Source organism: Leifsonia sp. Root227 (assembly GCF_001428745.1).
Classification (GTDB): Bacteria; Actinomycetota; Actinomycetes; order Actinomycetales; family Microbacteriaceae; genus Leifsonia.
In genome coordinates this window covers 25489-51663 of the sequence record NZ_LMIO01000001.1, presented here as the reverse complement: position 1 = coordinate 51663, position 26175 = coordinate 25489, and the positions used below count along the sequence as shown (strand labels likewise).

The 26175-nt window shown below is 68.8% G+C and carries 26 protein-coding genes; 10 read left to right on the top strand and 16 right to left on the bottom strand.

The window, feature by feature from the left end:
• Positions 1-2 precede the first annotated feature (2 nt).
• Positions 3-1301, top strand: coding sequence for an MFS transporter (locus ASE16_RS00235; RefSeq protein ID WP_055891320.1), 1299 nt, complete (start codon positions 3-5; stop codon positions 1299-1301).
• A gap of 81 nt (positions 1302-1382) precedes the next feature.
• Here ASE16_RS00235 and ASE16_RS00230 read toward each other — a convergent pair whose 3' ends face one another.
• The 8 genes from ASE16_RS00230 to ASE16_RS00195 are packed head-to-tail and all read right to left on the bottom strand — an operon-like array spanning position 1383 to position 11225.
• A complete protein-coding gene (locus ASE16_RS00230; RefSeq protein ID WP_055889072.1) occupies positions 1383-2891 on the bottom strand; it encodes a rhamnulokinase in 1509 nt (502 codons plus the stop codon).
• Positions 2888-4924, bottom strand: coding sequence for a bifunctional aldolase/short-chain dehydrogenase (locus ASE16_RS00225; RefSeq protein ID WP_200949515.1), 2037 nt, complete (start codon positions 4922-4924; stop codon positions 2888-2890). Before ASE16_RS00225 ends, ASE16_RS00230 begins: the two co-directional genes overlap by 4 nt.
• Entirely contained in the window at positions 4924-6087 is a 1164-nt protein-coding gene (gene rhaI / locus ASE16_RS00220) for an L-rhamnose isomerase (protein WP_055889066.1), read from the bottom strand. The genes ASE16_RS00225 and rhaI overlap by 1 nt, the downstream gene beginning before the upstream one ends.
• Before the next feature lie 11 nt (positions 6088-6098).
• Positions 6099-6473, bottom strand: coding sequence for an L-rhamnose mutarotase (locus ASE16_RS00215; protein WP_055889062.1), 375 nt, complete (start codon positions 6471-6473; stop codon positions 6099-6101).
• A gap of 60 nt (positions 6474-6533) precedes the next feature.
• A complete protein-coding gene (rhaS, locus tag ASE16_RS00210) occupies positions 6534-7580 on the bottom strand; it encodes a rhamnose ABC transporter substrate-binding protein (protein ID WP_055889058.1) in 1047 nt (348 codons plus the stop codon).
• Between the two features lie 11 nt (positions 7581-7591).
• Positions 7592-8662, bottom strand: coding sequence for an ABC transporter permease (locus ASE16_RS00205; protein WP_055891318.1), 1071 nt, complete (start codon positions 8660-8662; stop codon positions 7592-7594).
• A 5-nt stretch (positions 8663-8667) separates the two neighbouring features.
• A complete protein-coding gene (locus tag ASE16_RS00200; protein ID WP_055889055.1) occupies positions 8668-9702 on the bottom strand; it encodes an ABC transporter permease in 1035 nt (344 codons plus the stop codon).
• On the bottom strand, positions 9699-11225 hold the full coding sequence (locus ASE16_RS00195; RefSeq protein ID WP_055889050.1) for a sugar ABC transporter ATP-binding protein: 1527 nt from the start codon (positions 11223-11225) through the stop codon (positions 9699-9701). Before ASE16_RS00195 ends, ASE16_RS00200 begins: the two co-directional genes overlap by 4 nt.
• Positions 11226-11489: 264 nt before the next feature.
• Here ASE16_RS00195 and ASE16_RS00190 point away from each other — a divergent pair, with 264 nt between their 5' ends.
• From ASE16_RS00190 to ASE16_RS00180, 3 genes are read left to right on the top strand one after another with little or no spacing between them, the layout of a single operon-like run.
• A complete protein-coding gene (locus tag ASE16_RS00190) occupies positions 11490-12503 on the top strand; it encodes a LacI family DNA-binding transcriptional regulator (RefSeq protein WP_055889047.1) in 1014 nt (337 codons plus the stop codon).
• Between the two features lie 47 nt (positions 12504-12550).
• Positions 12551-13231 (top strand): nucleoside/nucleotide kinase family protein, encoded by a 681-nt coding sequence (locus ASE16_RS00185; protein WP_235500085.1) that lies wholly within the window; start codon positions 12551-12553, stop codon positions 13229-13231.
• Positions 13228-13482 (top strand): glutaredoxin family protein, encoded by a 255-nt coding sequence (locus ASE16_RS00180; protein WP_055889041.1) that lies wholly within the window; start codon positions 13228-13230, stop codon positions 13480-13482. Before ASE16_RS00185 ends, ASE16_RS00180 begins: the two co-directional genes overlap by 4 nt.
• A 71-nt stretch (positions 13483-13553) precedes the next feature.
• Here ASE16_RS00180 and ASE16_RS00175 read toward each other — a convergent pair whose 3' ends face one another.
• Positions 13554-14183 (bottom strand): MBL fold metallo-hydrolase, encoded by a 630-nt coding sequence (locus tag ASE16_RS00175; RefSeq protein WP_055889038.1) that lies wholly within the window; start codon positions 14181-14183, stop codon positions 13554-13556.
• A 114-nt stretch (positions 14184-14297) separates the two neighbouring features.
• Between ASE16_RS00175 and ASE16_RS00170 the strand changes: the two genes are divergently transcribed.
• Positions 14298-15269 (top strand): aldo/keto reductase, encoded by a 972-nt coding sequence (locus ASE16_RS00170; RefSeq protein WP_055889034.1) that lies wholly within the window; start codon positions 14298-14300, stop codon positions 15267-15269.
• Positions 15266-16126 carry an aldo/keto reductase gene (locus tag ASE16_RS00165; RefSeq protein ID WP_055889031.1) on the top strand — a complete coding sequence of 287 codons (861 nt, stop codon included), beginning with the start codon at positions 15266-15268 and terminating at the stop codon, positions 16124-16126. Before ASE16_RS00170 ends, ASE16_RS00165 begins: the two co-directional genes overlap by 4 nt.
• A gap of 80 nt (positions 16127-16206) precedes the next feature.
• Here ASE16_RS00165 and ASE16_RS00160 read toward each other — a convergent pair whose 3' ends face one another.
• Both ASE16_RS00160 and ASE16_RS00155 read right to left on the bottom strand, forming a co-directional pair.
• Positions 16207-17835 carry a beta-N-acetylhexosaminidase gene (locus ASE16_RS00160; RefSeq protein WP_200949514.1) on the bottom strand — a complete coding sequence of 543 codons (1629 nt, stop codon included), beginning with the start codon at positions 17833-17835 and terminating at the stop codon, positions 16207-16209.
• Positions 17836-17957: 122 nt separating this feature from the next.
• Positions 17958-18839 (bottom strand): LysR family transcriptional regulator, encoded by an 882-nt coding sequence (locus tag ASE16_RS00155; protein ID WP_055889027.1) that lies wholly within the window; start codon positions 18837-18839, stop codon positions 17958-17960.
• A 98-nt stretch (positions 18840-18937) separates the two neighbouring features.
• On the opposite strand from ASE16_RS00155, the gene ASE16_RS00150 reads away from it, so the two are divergent.
• The gene (locus ASE16_RS00150) at positions 18938-19474 is read left to right on the top strand and encodes a GNAT family N-acetyltransferase (RefSeq protein ID WP_055889022.1); all 537 of its coding nucleotides are present in this window, start codon (positions 18938-18940) and stop codon (positions 19472-19474) included.
• 26 nt (positions 19475-19500) lie between these two features.
• On the opposite strand, the gene ASE16_RS00145 is transcribed toward ASE16_RS00150, so the two are convergent.
• From ASE16_RS00145 to ddaH, 5 genes are all read right to left on the bottom strand, one after another.
• Positions 19501-19752: a hypothetical protein gene (locus ASE16_RS00145; RefSeq protein ID WP_157479949.1), complete on the bottom strand. Its 252-nt coding sequence runs from the start codon at positions 19750-19752 to the stop codon at positions 19501-19503.
• 17 nt (positions 19753-19769) lie between these two features.
• Positions 19770-20417, bottom strand: a complete 648-nt coding sequence (locus ASE16_RS00140; protein ID WP_055889014.1) for an MOSC domain-containing protein — start codon at positions 20415-20417, stop codon at positions 19770-19772.
• 70 nt (positions 20418-20487) lie between these two features.
• Positions 20488-21975 carry a peptide MFS transporter gene (locus tag ASE16_RS00135; RefSeq protein WP_414843019.1) on the bottom strand — a complete coding sequence of 496 codons (1488 nt, stop codon included), beginning with the start codon at positions 21973-21975 and terminating at the stop codon, positions 20488-20490.
• Between the two features lie 91 nt (positions 21976-22066).
• Complete coding sequence (rocD, locus tag ASE16_RS00130; RefSeq protein ID WP_082581099.1) at positions 22067-23362, bottom strand: ornithine--oxo-acid transaminase; 1296 nt, start codon at positions 23360-23362, stop codon at positions 22067-22069.
• A gap of 11 nt (positions 23363-23373) precedes the next feature.
• A complete protein-coding gene (ddaH, locus tag ASE16_RS00125) occupies positions 23374-24234 on the bottom strand; it encodes a dimethylargininase (RefSeq protein ID WP_055889008.1) in 861 nt (286 codons plus the stop codon).
• Between the two features lie 186 nt (positions 24235-24420).
• Here ddaH and ASE16_RS00120 point away from each other — a divergent pair, with 186 nt between their 5' ends.
• The 3 genes from ASE16_RS00120 to ASE16_RS00110 all read left to right on the top strand — a co-directional run bounded on the left by ASE16_RS00120 (position 24421) and on the right by ASE16_RS00110 (position 26135).
• Positions 24421-24858: an Lrp/AsnC family transcriptional regulator gene (locus ASE16_RS00120; RefSeq protein ID WP_055891313.1), complete on the top strand. Its 438-nt coding sequence runs from the start codon at positions 24421-24423 to the stop codon at positions 24856-24858.
• A gap of 66 nt (positions 24859-24924) precedes the next feature.
• Positions 24925-25347 (top strand): SRPBCC family protein, encoded by a 423-nt coding sequence (locus ASE16_RS00115; protein ID WP_055889004.1) that lies wholly within the window; start codon positions 24925-24927, stop codon positions 25345-25347.
• A 95-nt stretch (positions 25348-25442) separates the two neighbouring features.
• Positions 25443-26135 (top strand): response regulator transcription factor, encoded by a 693-nt coding sequence (locus ASE16_RS00110; RefSeq protein ID WP_055889002.1) that lies wholly within the window; start codon positions 25443-25445, stop codon positions 26133-26135.
• Positions 26136-26175: the final 40 nt, after the last annotated feature.

Sequence of the window (26175 nt, the reverse complement as noted above, 5' to 3'; positions counted from 1 at the left end):
CGATGTTCCGTTCGCTCTCCGGGGTGAACTACCGCATCTGGGCGGCGGGAGCGATCGTCTCCAATGTCGGCACCTGGATGCAGCGCACGGCGCAGGACTGGATCGTCCTCACCCAGCTCACCCACAACAACGCGGCGGCTGTCGGCTTCGTGATGGCGCTGCAGTTCGGGCCGCAGCTGCTGCTCCTGCCCGTGACGGGATGGGCGGCCGACCACCTGGACCGCCGCAAGCTGCTCATGGCCACGCAGGGGGCGATGGGCGCGCTGGGGCTCGGGCTGGGCATCCTGACCGTCACCGGTGTCGTGCAGCTCTGGCACGTGTACGTGTTCGCGCTGCTCCTCGGCTGCGTCGCGGCGTTCGATGCCCCCGCGCGGCAGACGTTCGTCTCCGAGCTGGTGGCCGGACCGAACCTGTCGAACGCCGTCGCGCTCAACTCGGCGTCGTTTAACATGGCGCGCCTGCTCGGTCCCGCTGTGGCCGGCCTGCTGGTCGCCGTGGTCGGGGCCGGCTGGGTGTTCCTGATCAACGCGGCCACGTTCGGCGCCGTACTGCTCTCGCTCAAGTTCCTGCGGATCGAGAAACTGTACAGGTCGGAGCGGGCGAAGCGGCAGCGCGGCGGTCTGGCCGAGGGCTTCCGGTACGTGCGGCGGCGCCCCGACATCATGGTGATCCTCGTGATGGTGTTCCTGATCGGCACGTTCGGCCTCAACTTCCCGATCTTCATCTCCACGATGTCGGTGTCGGTCTTCCACGCCGGCGCAGGCGAGTACGGCCTGCTCTCGTCGATCGTGGCGATCGGCTCCGTGGTCGGCGCGCTGCTCTCCGCCCGCCGCGAGCGGCCGCGCGTCGCGCTCCTCTTCGCCGGCGCAGCGTTCTTCGGCTTCGGCTGCGCGCTGGCCGCCGTGATGCCGGACTTCTGGCTCTTCGCACTCGCGCTCATCGTGATCGGCGTCTCGTCGCAGACCCTGATGACCACCGCGAACGGCGTCGTCCAGATGACGACGGACCCGCAGCTCCGCGGGCGCGTGATGGCCATCTACATGGCGATCTTCATGGGCGGGACCCCCGTGGGTGCCCCGATCGTCGGCTGGGTGGCCGACACGTTCGGCCCGCGCTGGGCGATGGGGGTGGGTGCCGCATCCGGCTTCGCCGCGGCGATCGTGGGCGTCTTCTACCTGGTCAAGTACCGCAGCCTGCGCCTCCGCTTCACGTCCTGGCGCCCGCGCTTCACGCTCTCGCCGCGCGAGACCGCCCGCGAAGACCTCGCAGACACCGAGGCGACTGCCGCTCGCGCCTCCTGACCAGAGGTTTTCCAGAGCCGCGGAGCCGGCCGCACAACGAGACACCCGCAACTGCTGCGCATCCCGGGCGGTGTGCGACAGTTACTGGAGTCGCGAGAGCGTCGCCGAGGCCGCAGGGAGGTACTCGATCGGCGGGTGGGTGGCGAGGACCAGGGCGCGAAGCGCCTCCAGGTCACCGTGCACCAGGCCGTGCGCCCGCGCCTGCACCAGCACGTTGCCGATGGCCGTCGCCTCGACGGGCCCGGCGAGCACCGGCACGCCGCAGCGGTCGGCGACCAGCTGGCAGAGCAGCCGGTTGCGCGCACCCCCTCCCACGATGTGCACGGTGTCCACGGGCCGCCCGGACAGCGCAGACGCCGTCCGCACGGCCGTCGCGAACGCCTCGGCGAGGCTCTCCACGATGCTCCGCACGTACTCGGCAGGACCGTCCGGCGCCGCCACCCCGCGCTCCGCGCACCAGGACGCGATCCGCGACGGCATGTCGCCAGGAGCCAGGAAGCGCTGGTCGTTCGCGTCGAACACCGGCACCGGCGTCGTCAGCGACCCCGCTCGTTCCAGCAGGTCCACCAGGTCGGCGTCGATCCCCGCAGCACGCCAGCTCCGGATGCACTCGCTCAGCAACCACAGCCCCATCACGTTGTGCAGAAACCTGACCCGCCCATCCACGCCGCCCTCGTTGGTGAAGTTGGCCTCTCGAGCGGCCTCGCTCAGCACCGGCCGGTCCAGCTCGAGGCCGACCAGCCCCCAGGTTCCGCAGGAGATGTACGCCGCGTTCTCCGAGCGCAGGGGCACGGCCACCACCGCAGACGCCGTGTCGTGCGAGCCGACCGCGGTCACCACCGGCCCACCGGGAATCCCGCTTCCGGCCCGTTCAGCGACATCGGCCACCCCGCTCGGGATGCGCAGCTCGCCACGCACACTCGGCAGCAGCGGCCCGATCACGGTCCCCGAATCCACCACAGGGCGGAACAGGCCGCGCGGCAGCTCCAGTGCGTCGATCAGCGGCGCGTTCCACGTCCCGTCGACGCCGAGCAACCCCGTCGTGGATGCGTTCGTGCGCTCCGCGACGCGCTCTCCGCTCAGCCAGTACGCGATCAGATCGGGGATGAGCAGCATCGTGTCGACGCCGTCGAGTCGCCCGGCCGCGTTGTCGACCGCGAGCTGGTAGAGCGAGTTGAACGGCAGGTACTGCAGGCCGTTCTGCCGGTACAGCTCGCCGGCGGGCACCCGCTCGTGCACCAGCGGCGTCCCGGCCGCTGCCCGCTCGTCGCGGTAGTGGTACGGGATGCCCTGGAGCACCCCGCCGCGCAGCAGCCCGTAATCGACGGCCCACGCATCCACCCCGACGCTCACGATCCCCGGCTCGGCGCGCAGCGCATTCCCCAGCCCGTCGACGACGTTGCGGTACAGCTCCGCGATGTCCCAGTGCAGACCGGGGCGGTCGCCCTCCCACAGCGTGACGGGCGTGTTCGGGAACCGTACGGCCTCCGTCAGGTCGAGCGTGTCCGGCCCGACCCTCCCGATCATCACGCGCCCGCTGGTCGCCCCGAGGTCGACCGCGGCGACCGCGCCCGTCGCACTCGCGCTCATCGCAAGAACGCCGCCGCGACGCCGGCGTCGACCGGGATGTGCAGGCCTGTCGTGTGGTCGAGGTCGGACGAGCACAGCACGAACACCGCGTTCGCGACGTGTTCCGGCAGCACCTCGCGCTTGAGCAGCGTGCGCTGCGCGTAGTACTGGCCGAGCTCCTCCTCCGGAACCCCGTAGACCGCGGCGCGCTTCGCGCCCCAGCCGCCGGCGAAGATCCCGGACCCGCGCACGACGCCGTCCGGGTTGATCCCGTTGACCCGCACGCCGTGCTCGCCGAGCTCCGCCGCGAGCAGCCGCACCTGGTGCGCCTGGTCGGCCTTGGTCGCTGAGTACGCGATGTTGTTCGGACCGGCGAAGATCGAGTTCTTCGACGAGATGTAGACGATGTCTCCCCCGAGCTTCTGATCGATCAGCACCCTCGCCGCGGCGCGCGAGACCAGGAACGAGCCCTTCGCCATCACGTCGTGCTGCAGGTCCCAGTCGGCCACGGTCGTCTCCAGGAGCGATTTCGACAGCGACAGCCCTGCGTTGTTGACCACCAGGTCGAGGCCGCCGAACGCCAGCAGGGAGGCATCCACGGCCGACTGCACCGCCCGCTCGTCTGTGACGTCCGCCTGCACGCCGACGGCCACGTCCGTGCCGCCGATGGACGCAGCGGCGTCCTGCGCCTTCGCGAGGTCGAGGTCGGCGATGACGACGCACGCACCCTCGGCCGCGAGCCTGGTGGCGATGGCCTTGCCGATCCCGGACGCTGCGCCGGTCACGAGCGCCACCCGCCCCGCGAGCGGCTTGGGCTTCGGCATCCGCTGGAGCTTCGCCTCCTCCAGCGCCCAGTATTCGATGCGGAACTTCTCCGACTCGTCGATCGGCGCGTATGTCGACAGGGCCTCGGCGCCGCGCATGACGTTGATCGCGTTGATGTAGAACTCGCCCGCCACTCTCGCCGTCTGCTTGTTCGCGCCGTAGCTGAACATCCCGACGCCGGGGATGAGCACGATCGCGGGGTCCGCGCCGCGGATGGCCGGCGAATCGTCCGTCGCGTAGCGGTCGTAGTACGCCTGGTAGTCGGCGCGGTACGCCGCGTGCAGCTCCTCCAGCCTCGCCACCGAATCCTCGATGGACGCGTCGGCGGGCAGGTCGAGCACCAGCGGCTTCACCTTCGTGCGCAGGAAGTGGTCTGGGCAGGACGTGCCGAGGGCGGCCAACCGTGGATGCTCGGCCATAGCCAGGAAGTCGAGCACCTCGTCCGCGTCGCTGAAGTGACCCACCTGCACGCGATCCGTCGACGCGAGCGCCCGCAGGTGCGGGGCGAGCGCCGCCGCCTTCGCGCGCCGCTCGGCCTCGGGAAGCGGCGCGTAACCGTCCAACCCGGTTCCGAACGGCTCCGGCCGCCCGTGCGCTGCGATGTAGGCCGCTGCTGTCTCGATGATCCACAACGAGTTCGCCTCTGCGTCGTCGCTGGTGTCGCCCCACGCGGTGATGCCATGCCCGCCAAGGATGCAGCCGATCGCATCCGGGTTGGCCTCCTTCACCGCCGCGATGTCGAGGCCGAGCTGGAAGCCGGGCCGCCGCCAGGGCACCCACACCACGCGACCGCCGAACGCCTCGGCCGTCAGCCGCTCGCCGTCAGCGGCCGTCGCGAACGCGATGCCGGAGTCCGGATGCAGGTGGTCGACGTGAGCCGCATCAACCAGCCCGTGCATGGCCGTGTCGATCGACGGCGCGGCACCGCCCTTGCCGTGCAGTGTGTAGTCGAACGCCGCGACCATCTCGTCCTCGCGGTCGACTCCTGGGTACACGCCGGTCAGGGCGCGCAGCCTGTCCAGCCGCAGCACCGCCAGCCCGGCCTCGGTCAGCGTGCCGAGATCGCCGCCTGACCCCTTCACCCAGAGCAGCTCCACCGGCTCGCCGGTGACAGGGTCGGTCTCCGTGCCCTTGGCTGACGTATTGCCGCCTGCGTAGTTGGTGTTCCTCGGGTCGGCGCCGAGCCGGTTCGACCGTGCGATGAGTTCTGCTGCTGCCTCGTTCGTCATCAGGCGCCCCATCCCGCCTGCGTCCCGCCGACGCGGTCGGCCTCGATCTTCTCCTGATATCCGGACGCGGCGTACGCGGCCATCGGGTCGGCGGGGAGCCCGCGGGACTCTCGCCACTCGGCGAGCGCTGGGCGCACGTCCGTGTAGAAGGCGTCCATCAGGATGCCGTTGGCGCCGAGGACGTCGCCCGCGGCCTGGGCGGCGGAGAGCGCCTCCCTGTCGATCAGCAGCGCGCGCGCCGTCATCTCCTGCACGTTGAGCACCGACCGGATCTGCCCGGGGATCTTCTTCTCGATGTTGTGGCACTGGTCGAGCATGAACGCCACATCCGGGTTGTTGAGCCCGCCGCCGCGCACCACCTCCGCGATGATCCGGAACAGCTGGAACGGATCGGCGGCGCCGACGATCAGGTCGTCGTCCGCGTAGAACCGCGAGTTGAAGTCGAACGAGCCGAGCTTGCCGAGGCGGAGGAGCTGGGCGACGATGAACTCGATGTTCGTGCCGGGCGCGTGGTGGCCGGTGTCGAGGCAGACGTACGCCTTCTCGCCGAGCGCCACCGTGTGCGCGTAGCTGGTCCCCCAGTCGGGAACGTCCGTGTGATAGAACGCCGGCTCGAAGAACTTGTACTCGAGCACCATCCGCTGGTCGTCGCCGAGCCGCGCGTAGATCGCCGCGAGCGACTCCGCCAGCCTGTCCTGCCTGGCCCTGATGTCGTCCTGGCCCGGATAGTTGGTGCCGTCCGCCAGCCAGATCTTGAGGTCGCGCGAACCGGTCTCGTCCATCACGTCGATGCAGCGGAAATGGTGGTCGATCGCCTTCTGCCTGATCGCCGGGTCGCTGTGGGTCACCGACCCCAGCTTGTACGCGTCGTCCTGGAAGGTGTTCGAGTTGACCGTGCCCAGCCCGACCCCGTGATCCTCCGCGTGCTTGCGCAGGTCGGCGTACGAGTCCACCACATCCCACGGGATGTGCAGCGCGACCTTCGGCGCGAGGCCGGTGTGCTTGTGCACCTGCGCGGCGTCCGCGATCTTCTCGAACGGGTCGCGCGGCGTGCCAGGCGACCCGAACACCTTGAACCGGGTGCCGGAGTTGCCGAACGCCCACGAGGGCAGCTCGATCGCCTGCTGCTGCAGGATCGGAGCGATTGTGGAGAGGGAGGTCATTGTTCGTCCGCCTATCGTGCTGGTGCTGATGTCGGTTCGTCACCTGCCGAGGACGCCAGCTGGTCCTCGAGGTGGAAGATTTCGTCGAGGAGCTCGAAGCCCTCGTCAGGGGAAGCCCCGTCGAGTTCGGTGAAGAACTCGCCCATCTGCTCCTGCCAACGGGTGTTCACGTCGGTCAGTGCCATGCGAGCCTGGGCCTGGTCGATGGAGTCGCTCGCTTCGACGTAGCCGATGAGCGTTCCGTCCGGAGCGATGAACAGCGAGTAGTTATCCCAGCCGGCCTGCTTGAGCGCCTGGAGCATCTCCGGCCAGACGGCGGCGTGACGCTCCCGGTATGCGTCGATCCTGTCCTGGCGCAGGTGTAGCCGGAAACATGCGCGTTGCATGAGACGTCCTTCGGATGGGGGTGGAACCGGGCCGGTGGACGACCACCGGCCCGGTCATGATCAGAAGTTGAACTTGTCGATGTTGTCCTTGTTGAAGACGTACGGGTCACCGAGGAGGACGGTGCCGTTGTCGCCGACGGTGAACTTCCCGAGCTTGCCGGCGGTGAAGGAGTCGCCCTTCTTGCCGGTGATCGTGCCGTCGATCAGCGCCTTCGCGGTGAACGCGGCCAGGTAGCCCAGATCTTCCGGGTTCCACAGTGCGAACTCGTCGACTGTTCCGTCCTTCACGAACTCACGCATCTGGTTCGGCGTGCCGAGGCCGGTCAGCTTGACCTTGCCCTTGAACGCCGAGGTCGACAGGTAGCGTGCTGCCGCCGCGATGCCGACGGTGGTCGGCGAGACGATGCCTTTCAGGTTCGGGTGCGTCTGCAGCAGCGCGGCCGTCTTGTCGAAGGAGGTCTGGTCGTCGTCGTTCCCGTAGACCGTGTCGACGAGCTTGACGTTGGGGTGGTCGGCCGCCAGGTCCTTCTTCATCAACTCGATCCACGCGTTCTGGTTGGTCGCGTTGGCGGCGGCGGACAGGATGGCGATCTCGCCGCTGTCGCCGATCTCCTTGGTGATCGTGTCGACCTGCACCTTCGCGATGCCCTCGGCGGTCGCCTGGTTGACGAACACGTCGCGGTACTTCGGATCGGTGTCGGAGTCGAACGTGACCACCTTGACGTTGGATGACTTCGCCTGCGTCAACGCGCTGCCCAGAGCGGTCGGGTCGTTGGCGGAGAGCACGATCGCCCCGACGCCCTGCTGCGTGAGCGTGTTGATGTAGCTGACCTGGGCGTCGGCGGTCGCCGTCGACGGTCCCACCTGGTTGTATGTGCCGCCGAACGACTTGATGGCCGTCTGACCGCCCTTGTCCGAGGTGTCGAAGTACGGGTTGCCGAGGTTCTTGGGCAGGAAGGTGATCTTGTAGTTCTTGTCCCCGGAGGTGGAGCCTCCGTTGCTACCGCCGCTTGAGCATCCCGTCGCCAGCAGCGCGATGGCCACGACGCCTGCTCCGATGCTGAGCGCACGACGGAGACCTCGACTCTTGGTTGTGTGAGGCAACATCCTTGTTCCTTTCATTGGGGTTGTGTGAGTGCAGGTGTGCTGCGCGATCGACGGGAAGCGGCGCGGCGCGCCGAGAACCAGCCGAGGATGCGCGGGGAGAGAACCGAGATGACCAGCAGGGCGCCGGTGATGATGTTGATGGCGTCCGAACTGACGTTGGCGAGGCGCAGAGCGCTCTGCAGCACACCGATCAGCAACACACCGGCGACGACGCCGTGCATCGCCCCTTTGCCGCCGAAGATCGACACACCGCCGAGAAGCACTGCGGCGATCACCGAGAGTTCGAGTCCGATCGCGTTGTCGCCTCTTGCGCTGCCGTAGCGGAGCGTCCAGTAGATGCCCGCGAGCGCCGACACCGCACCGGTGAGCATGAACGCGATGAACTTCGTGCGATCGACGTCCACCCCGGAGAACGCAGCAGCGTCCTTGCTCAGGCCGAGGGCGAACAGTCCCCTGCCGAACGGCGTGAAGTGGAGCACCAGCGAGAACACGATGATCAGGGCCACCACGAGCACCATCACCACGGGGATGCCGCTCGTCCCGAATCGCATCTGCACCAGGTTCTGCCACTCGAACGGGAACTCCGTTATCGCTGTGGTGCCGAGCATCCCGACCGCAATGCCCCTGAACAGCGCGAGGGTTCCGATGGTGACCGCCAGGGAGGGCAGTCCCACCACGGTGACGAGGAAGCCGTTGACCATCCCCGCCACGATCCCCACGACGATGCAGACGACCATCGCGACCTCGATCGGCCACCCCGCCTTGGTGAGGACACCGAGCATGACGCTGCTGAGGCCGAGCGTGCTCGCGACAGACAGGTCGATCTCGCCGCTCACGATGACGAGGGTCATCGGCAGGGCGATCAGCAGGATGGGCGTGGCGTCGAGAAGGAGGAAGCCGAGCGTCGTGGTCGTGCCGAAGTTGGGCACCACGATGCTGGCCACGATGGCCACCACGATCAGGGCGACGATGACAGCCGTTTCGCGGGAGAGCAGCCAGCGCTGCCAGAGCGGCCTGGCGTAGTCCGCGATGATCCGGTCGGCGCGTGTCTGCGCATCCCGATTGCTGGGGGTGAGGCCGATGCTGGTCACTGGTCGACCTCCCGTTGTGCCACGAGCCGTCTGGACAATCGAAGGGCGAGAACCCTGTCGAGCACGATCGCTCCGATGATGAGGACGCCGACCACTGCCTGCTGCCAGAAGTCCTGGATGCCGAGGATGGGGAGCGCGCGGTTGATGGTGAGGAGCAGCACGGCGCCGATCGCCGCACCGTAGACGGTTCCGCTCCCGCCGAAGATCGCGACACCGCCGATCACGGCGGCGCCGACGGCTTGCAGTTCGAGCCCGGTTCCGGTCTGCGAGTTCGTGGTGCCGTACCTGGCAGCGAAGAGCACACCGGCGAGCCCGGCGAGCGCGCCGCAGAGCACGAAAGCGATCAGGATGCGCTGTGTCACTTTGAGGCCGTAGAGCTCTGCGGCCGCGGGGTCGGAGCCGATCGCGTACAGCTCGCGTCCACCGCGCTTGTTGCGCAGGTACCAGCCGGCGACGAGCACGACCACGAGGGCGAGGATCGTCAGGTACGGGATGCTCAGGAACGAGTTCGTGCCGAGGCTGAGGAAGCCGGACGGCAGGTCGCTCGCGTTGATCCGGTTGCTGCCGGTCCAGAGCACGTTGATGCCGCGGTATGCGTACAGGGTTCCGAGGGTGATCACAAGGGCGGGCACCTTGCCGAACGCGACGAGAGCGCCGTTGACCAGGCCGAGCAGCGCACCTGCCGCGAGGCCGATGACGAAGACCAGGATGATCGGAATGCCGGGGAAGTCGATGAACAGCCGCCCTGTGAGGTAGGCCGTGAGGCCGACGACGGAGCCGACCGACAGGTCGACGCTCCTGGTGATGATGACCATCGCCTGCCCCACGGCAACGATCACCAGGATGGACGGCGTCAGGAGCAGATCGCGCCAGCCGTCAGGGCTGAACAGGAAGGTGGGGTTGATGATCGTCGTCACCGCGATCACCACGAGCAGGGCGAGGAGGATGCCCGTCTCGCGAGCGCCGAAGAATGCCCTGACCCCGCGCGTGACCGCGGACGAGCCGGGCTCACGGGTCTGAAGGGCGGTCATCGGGTGACCTCCTCTGCGGCGTGGGTGGCGGCGTACATGACGTTCTCTGCCGTGGCTTCCGCGCGGGAGAGTTCGGCAGTGATGCGGCCTTCGCGCACGACCAGCACGCGGTCGGCCATGCCGAGCACCTCCGGAAGCTCGGACGAGATCATGAGGATTCCCATTCCGCGGCCGGCGAGCTCCGAGGTGAGCCTGTGCACTTCCGCTTTCGTTCCGACGTCGATGCCGCGAGTCGGCTCGTCGATGATGAGGACACGGGGGTTGGTGGCCAGCCACTTGCCGAGAACGACCTTCTGCTGGTTACCGCCGCTGAGCGTCCCCGCCAGCGTGTCGAGTGCTGAGGTCTTGACCTGGAGTCGCTGCGCCCATTCCCGCGCCGCACGGTTCTCGCTCGCGTTCCGGAGGAAGCCCCACTTCGCGAGCTTCGAGCGGATGGCGAGGGTGGTGTTCCTCGCGACGGACGAGTCCAGCACGAGCCCCTGCTTGCGGCGGTCCTCGGGGACGAGCGCGAGGCCGGCCGCCATCGCCGCGGCCGGCCGGCGCTTGGGCACCGGTTTGCCCGCGAGGGTGACCGTGCCGCTCTGATAGCCGTCGACGCCGAAGACGGCTCGCGCGATCTCGCTTCTGCCTGCTCCGACGAGTCCTGCCAGGGCGACGATCTCCCCTGCTCTGACGGTGAAGGAGACGTCAGAGAAGACGCCGACGGATGTGAGCGCATCCACCCGGAGCAGTTCATCACCGACCGTCGTCTCCTGCTTCGGGAACAGGTCGGTCACATCGCGGCCGACCATTCGCCGCACGATCTCGTCCTCTTCGACGTCGGCGGTCGCGTCGGTGGATATGTACCTCCCGTCCCGCATCACGGTGATGGTGTCGCAGAGCGAGAAGACCTCGTCGAAGCGGTGCGAGATGAACACGAGCCCCCGTCCCTCATCGCGCAGGCTGCGCGCGACCGCGAACAGCCGCTCGACCTCGACGCCGGAGAGGGCTGCCGTCGGCTCGTCCATGATGAGCAGGCGCGCGTCGAGCGAGATGGCCTTGGCGATCTCGATGATCTGCTGGTCGGCGATGGACAGCCCCTCCGCGATGCGGTCCGGGTCGATGCGCACGGCCAGCCTGGCGAAGATCTCGCGCGCTTCAGCCCGCATCGCCTTGCGGTCGATCCTTCCGAGCCGATCCGTGGGCTGGCGGCCCATGAAGATGTTCTCGACCACAGAGAGGTCGGGGAAAAGCGTCGGTTCCTGGTAGATGACGGCGATGCCGGCGGCTTTGGCCGCGGCGGTGGAGGTGAAGTCCACCGGCTCACCGCGGAACAGGAATTCGCCGGAGTCCTTCTGGTACAGACCGGCGACGATCTTGACGAGCGTCGACTTGCCCGCCCCGTTCTCGCCGACGAGCGCGTGGATGGAGTTGGAATGCACCGTGAGAGTGGCGGAGGTCAGCGCGACCACCGATCCGAACTTCTTGGCGACATCGCGAAGTTCGAGCACGGCTGGACCGTTGACAGTCGGGTTGGTCGGCATTGACGGAACCTGGCCTCCACAGTGAGGATCGCAACGTCTGAATGAAACGTTTTAATCGAATGAACGTGAGCACTCTATGGCCGACCGTCTTCATTCGTCAAGCACTTCCGGCCAATGAATCCGTGGTTGTTACCGGACAGCAACCGATGAACGTCGCCGCACACCGCCGGAATCCCGCGTCAGCCATAGAAACGATTCAATTCGGGATGCGTCGCGCCGCGTTCCTGCCGTACACTTCCGTCAGGGCGACAGAACAGGACAGCGATGCCGAGCGTGAGCGTGAAGGACGTTGCCGCTCTCGCCGGCGTCTCCGTCGGCACCGTCTCGAACGTGCTGAACCGCCCGGAGCGCGTGGCGGAGGCCACCGTCGTGCGCGTCCAGACGGCCATCCAGAAGCTCGGATTCGTGCGGAACGACGCCGCGCGCCAGCTTCGAGCAGGTCACAGTCGCGCGATCGGGCTGATCATCCTGGACATCGCGAACCCGTTCTTCGCGGCGATCGCCAGAGGCGCCGAGGATCACGCTGCCCATTCCTCGCTCTCGGTGCTCCTCGGAAACAGTGACGAGAAGGTCGAGCGCGAGACCACGTACCTCGACCTTTTCGAGCAGCAGCGCGTCAACGGCGTCCTCATCTCCCCTGTCGGCGATGTGATTCCGCACCTTCGACGGTTGCGCGACCACGGCATCCCGTCGGTGCTCGTGGACCGCACGAGCCCCGACACATCGTTCAGCTCCGTCTCGGTCGACGACGTCATCGGCGGCGAGCTTGCCGTCGCCCACCTGCTGGAGATCGGACGGAGGAGGATCGCGTACGTGGGAGGCCCGTTCGAGATCCGCCAGGCGAGCGACCGTCTGGAGGGCGCCCGCCGCGCTGTCGCGGCGTACCCGGACGCGTCCCTCGAGGTTCTCCCCGTCCGCGCCCTCAGCGTGCTCGAAGGGCGCGCGGCAGGCCTGGACATCGCGGCCAGAGCAGCGTCGGAACGACCGGACGCGATCTTCGCGGCCAACGATCTCCTGGCCACCGGGCTCCTTCAAGCACTGTTCATGCAGAGCACCATCGCCGTCCCGGACGAGATCGCGTTGATCGGCTACGACGACATCGACTTCGCGAGCGCGGCGGTCGTTCCCCTTTCGTCCATCCGCCAGCCCAGCTCCCAGATCGGTGAGACCGCTGTGCAGATCCTCCTGGAGGAGAGCGCGGACCCCGGCATCCAGCCTCGCCAGATCGTCTACCAGCCCGAACTCGTCGTTCGAGCGAGCACGGTCGCTTCCACCTGACGGCTCTCGCCGGAAGCATGCGTCCGCGCGTGTGTGAGACTGGTCCGGTGATCGACGAGCTGGCCGACGCGGCCGTGAACCTCACGCTCGCGTCCCCGAGCGCACGCGTGCTCGTCGGTATCGCGGGGAGTCCAGGCTCTGGCAAGACCACGCTCGCGCTGGCCGTTGTCGAACATGCGAACGCCCGGATGCCCGACCACCCGGCGTTCGCCGCATCCCTGCCGATGGACGGCTTCCATCTCGCCAACGCGACCCTGGATGCGCTCGGTCGCCACGACCGCAAGGGCGCGATCGACACGTTCGACGCTTGGGGTTTCGTCGCGCTGCTCGAACGCGTGGCGACGGAACGCGAGCACACGGTGTACGCCCCCGGCTTCGACCGCACCGTGGACGAACCCGTCGCCGCCAGCATCGCCATCGCGCCGGAGACCAGGCTGGTGGTGGTGGAGGGCAACTACCTGCTGGCCGATGCCGAGCCGTGGTCGCGCATCCCCGACCTGCTGGCGGAGAGCTGGTTCGTGTCCACTCCGGAGTCGGTGCGGCTCGGCCGCCTGATCGACAGGCACACCCGCCACGGCCGCACTCCAGAGGCGGCGGAGGCGTGGGCGCGCGAGGTCGACGGCGCGAACGCCGCGCTCATCGAAGGCCATCGGATGCACGCGACGCGCGTCGTGGACGGCTCCCGCATGGACGGCTCCCAGGCTGCTGCGCTTAGGCTCGAACCATGACTTCCGCGCAGACGTATGACAAAGTGACCGTGTTCGGCGCCGACTGGTGCCGCGACTGCATCCGCTCCAAGGCCCTCCTCGACCGCCTCGGTGCCGACTACGACTACATCGACCTCGTGGCCACCCCGGAGAAGGCCGACGTCGCCCAGGCGATCAGCGGCCGCACGAACATCCCGGTCATCGTCTTCCCCGACGGCTCCCACCTGGTCGAGCCGACCGACCCGGAGCTCGAGGCCGCGCTCAGCCGCTGAGGTGTGCGGGCCGCTGACGTGTGGGCCGCTGAGGCCGGGTTGCTGACTCGCTGACGCGCTGCCTCAGCCCCTCACCCGTCGATCCGCCCCGGCGCCCCGTGGCCTGGGCAGACCAGGCGCGGGCGGCGGGATGCGATCAGGTCGGCCGTCGCCAGCGCCTTCTGCTTGTCGCTGATGAGGAACCACGGCATCTGCACCAGGCGGCCCTTCGAAACGCGCACCGCATCCCCGGCGAAGACCACGCCGCGCGCCTCGACGACGACGTGCCCGTCCGTGTGACCAGGGGCGGGGATCGCGACGACCCCCTGCACGATCTCGGTCTCGCCCGTCCCCGGGATCTCGTGCAGATCGGCCGGCACCTCCGTGCCCGGATAGATGCGGCCGAGGAAACGTCGGAAGCGCGTCGGCGCCGGGGCCTCGCCGCGCAGGACGGCAGCATCCGCGCGCCCCATCCACACGCGCGCGCCGGTCTCCCGCTGGAGCGCTGCGGCCGCCCCGGCGTGATCGGGGTCGTAGTGCGTGAGGACGATGTCGGTCACCGGGGGCAGGTCGCGCGCATCCCGCAGCTCGGACAGCAGCTTCGTCGCGCCGCCCGGCGTTCCCGTGTCGACGATCACCGAACCGCTGCCGGTGTCGACGAGGTAGGCGTTGGCGCCCGTGGCATTCTGCAGGCGGTAGACGCCGTCGGTGAGGAGCTGCATACGCTCAGCTTCGCACCGCCGGCCTGAGTGCCGCATCCATTCATTCGCCGGCCTGCACAATGCCATCCACATCTCCTGTTGGACAGCTGACTCGCGCGGGCGGATGCTGACGGTATGGAGTACACACACCTGGGCCGGTCCGGCCTGAAAGTCTCTCGGCTCGCGCTCGGCACCATGAATTTCGGGCCGCAGACCAGCGAGGAAGACTCGTTCGCGATCATGGATGCCGCGCACGAGTACGGCATCAACTACTTCGACACGGCCAACGTCTACGGTCAGCACCGCGGCAAGGGCGCGACGGAGACCATCATCGGCGACTGGTTCTCCCAGGGCGACGGCCGCCGCGAGCGCACCGTCCTCGCCACCAAGCTGTACGGCGACATGGGCGACTGGCCCAACGACGGCAAGCTGTCGGCGCTGAACATCCGGCGTGCACTCGACGCCAGCCTCAGCAGGCTCAAGACCGACCACATCGACATCTACCAGTTCCACCACGTGGACAGGGAAACCCCGTGGGATGAGATCTGGCAGGCCATGGAGGTCGCCGTCGCGCAGGGCAAGATCCTGTACGCGGGATCGAGCAACTTCGCCGGGTGGCACATCGCCACCGCACAGGCAGAGGCGCGCAAGCGCAACTACACCGGGCTGGTCAGCGAGCAGTCGATCTACAACCTGCTCACCCGCCAGGTCGAGCTGGAGGTGCTGCCCGCCGCGCAGGCGAACGGCGTCGGCGTCATCGCGTGGTCGCCACTGCACGGCGGCCTGCTCGGCGGCGTGCTGCGCAAGCAGAACGAGGGCAAGCGCCGTCTCGAAGGGCGCGCTGCGGAAACCCTCGAGAAGCACAGGGATGCGGTGGAGGCCTACGAGGCGTTCGCCGAGGAACTCGGCCACGAGCCCGGTGACATCGCACTGGCCTGGCTGCTCGCCCAGCCGGCCGTGACCGCGCCGATCATCGGTCCGCGCACCAGCGAGCAACTGGATGCGGCCGTCCGCGCCCTCGACGTCACTCTCGACGAGGCGGCTCTCGCCCGACTGGACGAGATCTTCCCCGGCCACAAGACCGCACCGGAGGACTACGCCTGGTGAAGACACGCAGCATCGCCGACGTCCAGGTGAGCGCGATCGGCCTGGGCGGAATGCCCATGTCGATCGAGGGCCGACCGGACGAGGCCCGCTCCATCGCGACCATCCACGCCGCACTGGATGAGGGCATCACCTTCTTCGACACCGCCGACGCCTACCACCTGCACGCCGGGGAGGTCGGCCACAACGAGTCGCTGATCGCCGAAGCCGTGCGCAGTTGGGGCGGGGACGCATCCAATGTGCTCATCGCCACGAAGGGCGGTCACCTCCGCCCCGGCGACGGCAGCTGGTATGTCGACGGACGCCCCGAATACCTCAAAGAGGCGGCCAAGGCGTCGCTGGCACGGCTCGGCGGAGACGCGATCGGGCTGTACCAGTTCCACCGCCCCGACCCCGACGTGCCGTACGAGGATTCGGTCGGTGCGATCCGCGACCTCCTCGATGAGGGAGTGATCCGCCTCGCCGGGATCTCGAACGCCGACCAGGAGCAGATCCGTCAGGCGCAGGAGATCCTGGGCGGCCGGCTCGCGTCCGTGCAGAACCAGTTCTCGCCGGCCTTCCGGTCGAGCGAACCGGAGCTGGAGCTGGCCGACCAGCTCGGCATCGCGTTCCTGCCGTGGAGCCCGCTCGGCGGCATCACCTCCGCGGCCGGGCTCGGCGACCGGTTCGCGCCGTTCCAGCAGGTCGCGGATGCGCGTGGCGTGAGCCCGCAGGTGGTGGCGCTCGCCTGGCACCTCGCCAAGAGCCCGCACGTCATCCCGATCCCCGGGGCATCCCGCCCGGAGTCCATCCGCGACTCCGCGACGGCCGTCGACCTCGTCCTCACCCCCGACGAGCTCGCCGCCCTCGACGCCGCCTGACCCCGAAACAATCGAGCCCGGAGTTGTTCAGGCGACACGCCGGTGTCGCCACTGAACAACTCCGGGCTCGATTGTTTCGGTCAGGGGGTGGGGGCGATGTTTGCGGTGAGGGCGGCGACGGTGGCCGCGCGGGCGGCACGCGTGTCGATACGGCCGGGGATGCCCGGCCTGGTCTGCCAGGGCAGCGGGCCGTCGGCGCGACGGTACTCGACTCCGAGCGCGTCGAGCCGCGCGAGGTGCGCATCCAGCCGGGACGCGAACGCGTCGTAGTCGCGGTCGCCCGCCGTCCACAGCGCTTCGGCGAGCGCGCACAGCCGCGGGAACGCGAAGTAATCGAGCGTCCGCGGCGAGTCGATGTACTCGGTCCAGAGGTTGGCCTGGCCTCCCAGCACGTGCGCCCGCTCGCTCTCGGTGAGCCCGGCCGGCACTGGGTCGAACGCGTACACGTCGCGCACGGTGATCACCACCACCAATGGGATGGGCTCCTCTGGATGCTCGGACTGGCGGTAGTTGAGGTATACGGTCTCGTCCGGGCACAGCACCACGTCGTGCCCTGCGCGCGCCGCAGCGACCGCCCCTGTCGATCCGCGCCACGACGCGACGGTCGCACCGGGAGCGAGCCCGCCCTCCAGAATCTCGTCCCAGCCGAACAGTCGTCGCCCGCGCGCGGTGAGGTGCTCGTCGAGCTGCCGCACGAACCAGCTCTGCAGCTCGTCCTCGCTCCCCACGCCGAGCTCGCGCATCCGCTCCTGCGTCCGCGCATCCGCCCGCCACTGGTCTTTGACGCACTCGTCGCCGCCCACGCCGATGAACGCGGACGGGAACACCTCGAGCACTTCGTCGAGCACATATCGGAAGAACGCGACCGTGCTGTCCTCCGCGTTGAGCACGTTCGGGATGATCCCCCACCGCGTCCCGACCTCCAGCGGCTCGCCCGTCACGCCCAGCTCCGGGTATGCGGCGATGGCCGCCTGCACGTGCCCCGGCGATTCGATCTCCGGCACGATCGTGATGCCGCGCGCCGAGGCGTACGCCACGATCTCGCGCAGGTCGTCCTGCGTGTAGTAACCGCCGTGCGGGCGGCCGTCCCCCGGCGCATCCGCCCCGTAGCCGACCTGCGACTCGCGCCGCCACGCCCCCACCTCGGTGAGCCGCGGATACCGGTTGATCTGGATGCGCCAGCCCTGGTCGTCCGTGAGGTGCAGGTGCAGCACGTTGAGGCGGTGCATCGCCATCAGGTCCACGAACCGGAGCACGTCGTGCTTCGGCAGGAAGTGCCTGGCCACGTCGAGCATGACGCCGCGCCAGCGGAAGGCCGGCTCGTCTGCGACCTCGCAAGCGGGGGCGACCCAGCGCACCCAGGGCACGGTGGCACGCCGGTAGACCTGCGGCGGCAGCAGTTGCAGAAACGCCTGCACACCGTTGCCCACCCCGGATGCGCTGCCCCCTGCGATGCGGACGCCCTCCGCCGCGACGGACAGCCGGTAACCCTCGGCCGCGAGCGATGGGTCGACGGAGAGGGCGATCTCCCGGCCTCCTCGACCGTCGAACCCCCACCCCGTGGATGCGCTCAGCGCGGCACGCAGCAACGCCGCCTGCTCCGCGGCGGCCTCGTCAGCGGCGATGCTCGTCGTGGCGTCGAGCACGAACTCTCCCGAGCGGTCCTCGACGTGTAGCGGGCGGGGAAGGAGTCGGTCTGCAGCGCTCACGGACGCCAGCCTAACGGTGGCAGGTGCCGGTGGGCGGGCGGGCGCGTGGCGGCAGGGCGGCCGACGAGGGCGTGCGGGCGCGAGGGCGCCAGGGCGCCAGGGCGCGAGGTCGGCAGGGCGCGCTACGCCGCCGTCGCCACCGGCTGAAGTTGACGCAGGAACGCGCCGGCAGCGGGACTCGGCTCCTCAGCGACGGCGACCGCGACGTTCCACGCGGGAACATCGCCGCGCAGCTCCACGGCCCTCAGCTGGTCCGGCCGCTTGCGCGCGAAGCTCGTCGGCACGATGGCGACGCCGAGGTTGTATCCGACCAGGTCGAGCAGCGGATGCACGTCGTTGACCTCCATCGCCGCCCGGTAGTCGAATCCGGCCGCCGCGAAAGCCCGACGCGCGAGTGCCTGCGCACCCCAGCCCTCCTGGAAGCCGATCAGCGCTTCGCCGCGCAGGCTCTCCAACGGGATGCTCGTCTCGGCCGCGAACCGGTGGTCGGGGTGGCAGAGCATCAGCATCTGCTGCGTGCTCAGCCGCCGCAGTTGCACTCCGGCGGGCGTGTGGCCGGTGTCGACCACGAGGGCGACGTCCACGCGTCCGCCCGCGACCGCATCCACGAGCTCGACGGAGCCGGAGTAGCGCAGCCGCACCTCGACGCCGGGGTTCGCCGTGCGGAACGACGCCAGCTCGGCGGGCAGGTCGACCGAGCCGAGGCACGGCTCCGCTCCGATCGTGAGGCGCCCGCGCACCAGGCCTCGCACGGCAGCCACGGCGTTCCTGGCAGCGGCGGCGCTGGCGAGCGTGCGGACGGAGTCGGCGAGCAGGGCCTGACCGGCCGTCGTCAGCTCGACCCGCCGTGTGCTGCGGATGAACAGCGAGGTGCCGAGCTCCTGCTCGAGCGAGCGAATGGATGCGGAGAGACCCGACTGCGAGATCTGCAACAGTTCTGCCGCGCGGGTGAAGTGTCGCTCCTCCGCCACGGTGACGAAGTGCTCGAGCTGCCGGAGTTCCATTCAGCAATGGTACGACTGAATGGAGGGCGGCTTGACCGCATCCACTGATGGTTGCGTGTTGTTCACCGCTGGGCATCCCGATCGGCTAGGAAGGACTCATGCTTACAGGCAGCACCGTCGGGCTGAGGGCCAGGCACGAAGAGGACGTCCCTATCCTGCTGACCGAGTTGTGGGACGACGTAGTCAACTCCTCGCGGGCAGAGGGCAGCCCGTGGCGCCCTGTCTCCCCTGGCTCGGACGACCCGCGACTCAAGGCGGACACGACAGAGGACGACGTCGTCCGGTTCTCGATCGTCGAGCTGGCAGGCGGCTCGTTGATCGGGGTGGCGACGCTGTGGGGCATCGACACCCACAACCGGTTCGCGCACATCGGCCTCGGCCTCCTTCCCGCCGCGCGCGGCCACGGCTACGGCACCGATGTGGTCGCGGTGCTGAGCCACTACGGTTTCGTCGTGCGCGGCCTGAACCGGCTGCAGATCGAGACGCTGGCCGATAACGCAGCGATGCTCGCCGCGGCCGAGCGCAACGGTTTCGTGCGCGAGGGAGTGACCCGTTCCTCCGCCTGGGTCATGGGAGAGTTTCTCGACGAGGTGATCCTCGGCCGGCTCGCGGCCGACTACCAGCCGCGCGCGTAGGGTCGCAAGGCGCGGCCCCCGGTCGGTCAGGGATGCGCGGCGTGCACGCGGGCAGCGAACGCGGAGATATCGTCGGCGCGGGCGGAGTCGTAGAAGAAGCTGAGGCGTGCGCCGCTGGTCGGCTTGATCGTCACCAGCTTCGAGCCGACCGTGATCGTCGGACGGAACGCGATGTGCATCCGCTGCGCGTCCGTCAAGCCGAACACCTCCAGGATGCGACCGTCGAAGGCGATCAGGGTGGACTCGCTCGCCCAGACCTCGTCCACGCCGCTACCCACGCCACTACCCCCGCCGCTCACACGCTCACCCTCGCCGCGATCTTGCGCATCGCGTGCGCGAGTTCCGGCACGATCGCCACCGAGCCCGCACGTTCAGCGGTTTCCAGCGCATCCACTTGCCTGGCGTCGGCCGACGTGAACCACGACGCGACGGTGACGCCGTGCCCTGGCCGCGACACCACCTCGATGCTGTCCCCCGCCGCGATGGTGCCCGCCTTGACGATCCCGAGGTATGCGCCGGGCAGCCCGGCCTCGGTGAAGCGCTTGACCCACTGCCGCTCCCCCATCCGCCGCTGGAAGGTCGCGCACGGCTCGCGCGGACAGGTGACCTCGACCACCAGCTCGTCGCCGATCCGCCACCGCTCACCGATCTCCGCGCCGTTGACGTCGAGCCCCGCCGTGCGCAGATTCTCCCCGAACAACCCGGCCGGGATGTCGCGCCCGAGCGCAGCGGCCCAGAACTCGGCGTCCTCCTGCGCGTACGCGTAAAGCGCCTTACTCAGGCCGCCGTGATGTTTGCGGTCGGCCTGCACGTCCCCGTACAGCCCATACGGCCGCACCCGCAACGGCTCGCCGACGGGCCGCTTGTCGATCGCGGTCACCCCCACGCTCCCCGCATCCGGAATCAGCTTGTCGACGCGGCACAGCTCCAGCAACTCAGCCATGCGACCAGTCTGCCTCACCCTGCCATCACTCGTCCGACCATCACGCGCCCGGCCATCACGAACCCCGCCATCACCGCACCCCGCGCATCAGCTTCAGCACCCACGGGCTCAGCAGCGCCAGCACGACGCCGATGGCGATCGCGACCCCGCCGATCACCCCGAAGTAGATGCCCTCCGTCGCCAGCGCGTACAGCTTCGCGAGCTGACCGGCCATCGCGGTGCCGAGCGCCACCGAGAGGAAGTACAAGGCCACCATCTGCGCGCCGAACGCGTGCGGCGCGAGCTTGGTGGAGGCGGACAGCCCGACAGGCGAGATCAGCAGTTCAGCGATCGTGAACACCAGCAGGATGCCCACCACCGCCAGCAGCGGCGTGCTGTTCTCACCTCCGCCGGCCCAGAACAGGAACATCAGGAAGGCGAGCCCCATCACCACCGTGCCCGCCGCGAACTTGAGAGGGGTGGACGGCTGCTTCGCTCCCCACTTCGTCCAGATCGCGGCGAAGACACCGGACAGGATGATGATGAAGATCGGGTTGATCGACTGCACCCAGGAGACCGGGAACTCCCAGCCGAAGAGGTCGCGGTCGAGGCGCTTGTCCGAGTAGATCGTGACCACCGTGAACTGTTGCTGGTAGAGCGACCAGAACGCCGCGTTGGTGATGAACAGTGGGATGAACGCCAGGATTCTGCTGCGCTCGTCCGCGCTCAGCAGCTTCGACCTCAGGATGACCACGAAGTAGGCGATCGCCGCCACGATCACCAGGCCGATCACGATGAGCGCGAGGTTCTGCGCCGTGATCACCCCCGTGAACACCAGCACGACCACCACGATCACTCCGGCGACGGCGATGCCGATCACCAGGGGGCGCCGGGATGCGGGCAGCGGGTTCGGGATCTCATGCGACGCCTCCGGAAGACGCTTGCGTCCGAACGAGTACTGGATGAGGCCGATCGCCATACCCACCGCCGCCAGCCCGAAGCCCCAGTGGAACCCGAGCGTCGTCTGCAGCAGGCCGGTGAGCAGCGGACCGAAGAACGCGCCGAGGTTGATGCCGAGATAGAAGATCGAGAATCCGGCGTCGCGCCGCGGGTCCTTCTCCGAGTACAGGGTGCCGACGATGCGGGTCGCGTTCGCCTTCAGCCCGCCGCTGCCGAGCGCGACCAGGAGCAGACCGGCGATCACGCCGGAGACACCAGGCAGGATCGCCAGGCAGATGTGCCCGGCCATGATGACGACGGCGCTCCAGAACAGCACGCGTTCCGACCCGAACATCCGATCGGCCAGCCACGCGCCGAGGATCGTCGACAGGTACACCGCCCCGCCGTACGCCCCGACGATGCCGGCGGCGGTCGCCTGGTCGATGCCCAGACCACCGTCTGCCGCGGAGTAGTAGAGGTAGATGAGGAGGATGCCCTGCATCCCGTAGAAGGAGAAGCGCTCCCACATCTCCACACCGAAGATGTTGGCGAGCGACCGCGGTTGCCCGAAGAACGTCTTGCCGCCGTCGCGCCGTTCAGGCGCCGTTGCCTGTGTGCTCGGATCACTCATGGCGCCCATGCTTCCACTCGGAGGCATCCAGCGCGACGATAATCCGGAAGCTGTGGAAACTACGGCTGTCCACAGCCGCGCCCATCCTCGGCGGAACGCCCTACCGCCCGGACAGCTCCCGCAGCACAGCCTCCAGCTGATCGACCGCCCAGTCCAGGTCGGCAGGGTCGACAACGATCGGCGGAGCCAGCCGGATGGTCGACCCGTGCGTGTCCTTCGCCAGCAGTCCCCGCTCCATCAGCAGCTCGCACACCTCGCGCCCGGTCGCCAGCGCGGGGTCGATGTCGATCCCCGCCCAGAGCCCGGCCCCGCGCACCGCGAGCACGCCGTGGCCGATCAGCCGGGTGAGTCCGGTGTGCAGCCGCGCGCCGAGCAGGGCGGCGCGTTCCTGGGGCTCGCCCGTCGCGAGCATCCCGACCACCGCCCGCCCGACGGCGGCAGCGAGCGGGTTCCCACCGAAAGTCGACCCGTGTTCGCCGGGGTTCAGCACCCCGAGCACATCACGGTTGCCGACCACGGCAGAGACCGGCACGATGCCGCCGCCGAGCGCCTTGCCCAGCAGGTAGAGGTCGGGTACCACTCCCACCAGGTCGCACGCGAACGTCGCTCCGGTGCGGCCGAGGCCGGACTGGATCTCGTCCGCGATCAGGAGCACACGTCGCTCGTCGCAGAGCGCGCGCAGTTCGGGCAGGAAGCCGGCAGGCGGCACGACGATGCCCGCCTCTCCCTGGATGGGTTCGACGAGCACGGCCACCGTGTCGTCGTCGATGGCCGCCGCGACCGCATCCGCGTCGCCGTACGGGACCGTGCGGAAGCCCGGCGTGTACGGACCGAAGCCGTCGCGCGCATCCGGGTCGTCGGAGAAGCTGATGATCGTGGTGGTGCGGCCGTGGAAGTTCCCGGCCATCACGATGATGTTCGCGCGCCCGTCCGGCACGCCCTTCACGCGGTATCCCCACGCGCGCGCCACCTTGATTCCGGACTCGACCGCCTCGGCCCCGGTGTTCATCGGCAGCACCATGTCTTTGCCAGCGAGCGCGGCGAGCGCCTCCACGAACGGGCCGAGCTGGTCGTTGTGGAACGCGCGGCTCGTCAGGGTGATGCGGTCGAGCTGCGCACGTGCCGCGTCCAGCAGCACGGGGTTGGAGTGGCCGAAGTTGACTGCGGAGTACGCGGCGAGGCAGTCAAGGTAGCGCCTGCCGTCCACATCCGTGACCCAGGCGCCGTCCCCTTCGGCGACCACGACGGGCAGCGGATGGTAGTTGTGCGCCGTGTGCTCCTCTTCGCGCTCGATCGCCTCGGCCTGCCGCTCGGTCGGCGCGGCCGTACTGGGGTGGATGCGGTGGGCCGCGGTGTCGGCGCCCGCCCGGTCGACCGTGTCGGTGTCGTTCGTCATGCGCTGTCCTTTCAGCGTCGCAGTTCGAGGGTGCAGCACTTCACGCCGCCGCCGCCGAGCAGCAGCTCGGAGAGGTCGACGCCGATCGGGTTGTAGCCGTGCGCGCGCAGCTGCCGCTCGAAGTCGACGGCACGGGATGCGATGACCACGTTGTACCCGTCCGAGAACGAGTTGAGGCCCAGCACAGAGGCGTCCTCGTCGTTGACGACGATCGCATCCGGGTACCGCTCGGCGATGACGGCCCTGCTGGCGTCGTCGAACGCGGACGGCAGATAGGCGACGTGCTCCTGCCCCGGCGTCCCGTCGAGCACGGCGAGCGCGGTGTCGAGGTGGTAGAAGTTCGGGTCGACCAGCCGCAGCGAGATGACTTCGCGGCCGTAGATGGCGGCCAGCTCCTCATGGCTCTCTCCCGTGCTGCGGAAGCCGGAGCCCGCGAGGATGGTCTCGCCGACCAGCAGGAAGTCGCCCTCGCCCTCGTTCACGTGCTGGGGCTCTGCCACCTCGTAGCCGTTGCTGCGGAACCACTCCATGTACGCGGGGCCTTCCGGCTGGCGTTCCGGGTATGTGAAGCTCGCGCCGTATGCGATGTTGTCGATCACGAATCCGCCGTTGGCCGCGTAGACCATGTCCGGCAGCCCGTCGATCGGGTCGATGAGCTGCACGTCGTACCCGAGGTCGACGTAGGTGCGGTGCAGGGTGTCCCACTGCTGCACCGCGAGGGAGGTGTCGGTCGGCAGAGCAGGGTCCATCCACGGATTGATCCGGTAGACCACCACGAAATGCTCCGGCCTGCACATGAGCACCGAGCGGCGCGTCGGGGTGCGCGCCGGCCGGTCTGTCCGTGGCTCGGCGTCTTCGTGCGTGATCGACATGGGGATAGTGTCACACACGATTGTCGGCGAATGGATGCGTCCTGGCGCACGTAATCGCCGTTCCGTCCTGCACTCACGCAGTATCCGTGCATTCGCTCCGAGCGAGAGCGAATCGTTACACACCCCGCGCAACTTTTCCGCGTAATACCCGGCGACGACGCAACGATCCACCGTATGCTTGCGCTCGTGGACAACCTCGATCGCAGCATCCTCGACCTGCTCCGCCAGAATGCCCGCGCAGGGTACGGGGACATCGGCTCGGTCGTCGGCCTGTCCGCGTCCGCCGTGAAGCGCCGGGTGGACCGCCTCGTCTCGGACGGCGTCATCCGCGGTTTCACGATCCAGGTCGACCCGGCCATCGACGGCATGAGCACGGAGGCGTACGTCGAGCTGTTCTGCCGCGGGACGGTCGCGCCAGACGAGCTGTTGCGCATCCTGTCCGCCGTGCCGGAGGTGGTGGATGCCGGGACGGTCACGGGCAGCGCCGACGCGATCGTGCACATCCGGTCGCGGGACATCCCGAGCCTGGAGGCCGCGTTGGAGAAGGTGCGTCTCGCGCCGAACGTCGACCACACCCGCTCCGCCATCGTGCTCTCCCGCCTCATCAGCCGCGGCAACGCCTGAGCAAGGCCGGCGCCGCCCGTCGCATTTCTTCAAGCCTGCGCCGCCGATCGCGCGCAGGATGGTGAGATGACAGAGATAGCAGAGGCCTCCATCCTCGTCGACGCCGACACGTACGCCGTCTGGCGTGCCATCACCGACCCGGAGATCATCGCGCGGTACCTCTACGGCACCCGCGTCGAGTCGGAGTGGCGGGTCGGCAGCCCCATCGTCTACCGCGGCGAGTGGGAGGGGAAACCATACGAGGATCACGGCACGATCCTCGAGTTCGTGCCAGGCGAGCGCCTGGTGAGCAGCTACTACAGCCCGCTCAGCGGCAAGCCGGACGTGCCGGAGAGCTACCAGGACGTCGCGTACGTGCTCCGCCAGGAGGACGGCGGCACCCGCGTCACCGTCACCCAGAGCGGATGCGCCGACCGTGCAGAAGCCGACCGGATGAGCAGCAACTGGGCCACGACGCTGGAGGGCCTGCGCAGCACGGTCGATGCCTGAAAACCCAGGATGATCTGCGAGAACCTACAGGAAACGCCCTGCCGGATCAAAGCCGATCCGAGCGCGGCCACGGGAATCGGTGGCACGATGTTGCCATGAAGCTCCTCGTTGTCGAAGACGATCCCGACATGGGAGGCCTCGTCGAGCGCGGCCTCACGGCCGAAGGCTACGACGTGACCCTGGTCACCAACGGCGTCGACGCGCTCATCGCGCTGCGCACGGACACGTACTCCGCCGCCGCGATCGACGTCATGCTGCCGGGGATGAGTGGCTTCGAACTGTGCCGCCACATCCGCGAGGCGGCCAACCCGATGCCCATCCTGCTGCTCACCGCGCGCGACGCGATCGAGGACCGCGTCCACGGCCTCGACTCCGGTGCGGACGACTACCTCACCAAGCCGTTCGCGTTCGCCGAGCTGGCCGCGCGCGTCCGGGCTCTGCTGCGCCGCGAGCCGTCCGGGATGCGCCCCCAGGTCACGGTCGGCCGTCTCACCATCGACTCGCACGAGCACCGCGCCCTCGTCTCCGGCCACGAGATGCCGCTGAGCCGCCGCGAGTTCACGCTGCTGCGCCTGTTCGCCACGAACCCGGACAAGACGCTCGCCCGCTCCGACATCCTGGAGACGGTGTGGGGAACCACGGAGAACATCGGCACGAACGTCATCGACCAGTACGTGTCGTACCTGCGCAAGAAGCTGGAGCTGGCGGGCGCCGGGCTCGCCATCGTCACCGAGCGTGGCCGCGGCTACCGGCTGGACGCCAAGAACGCCGAGGTCGCGACCTCGTGAGTCACCCAGCGGTCGCCGACGTTCCTCCCTGCTGCCCGGG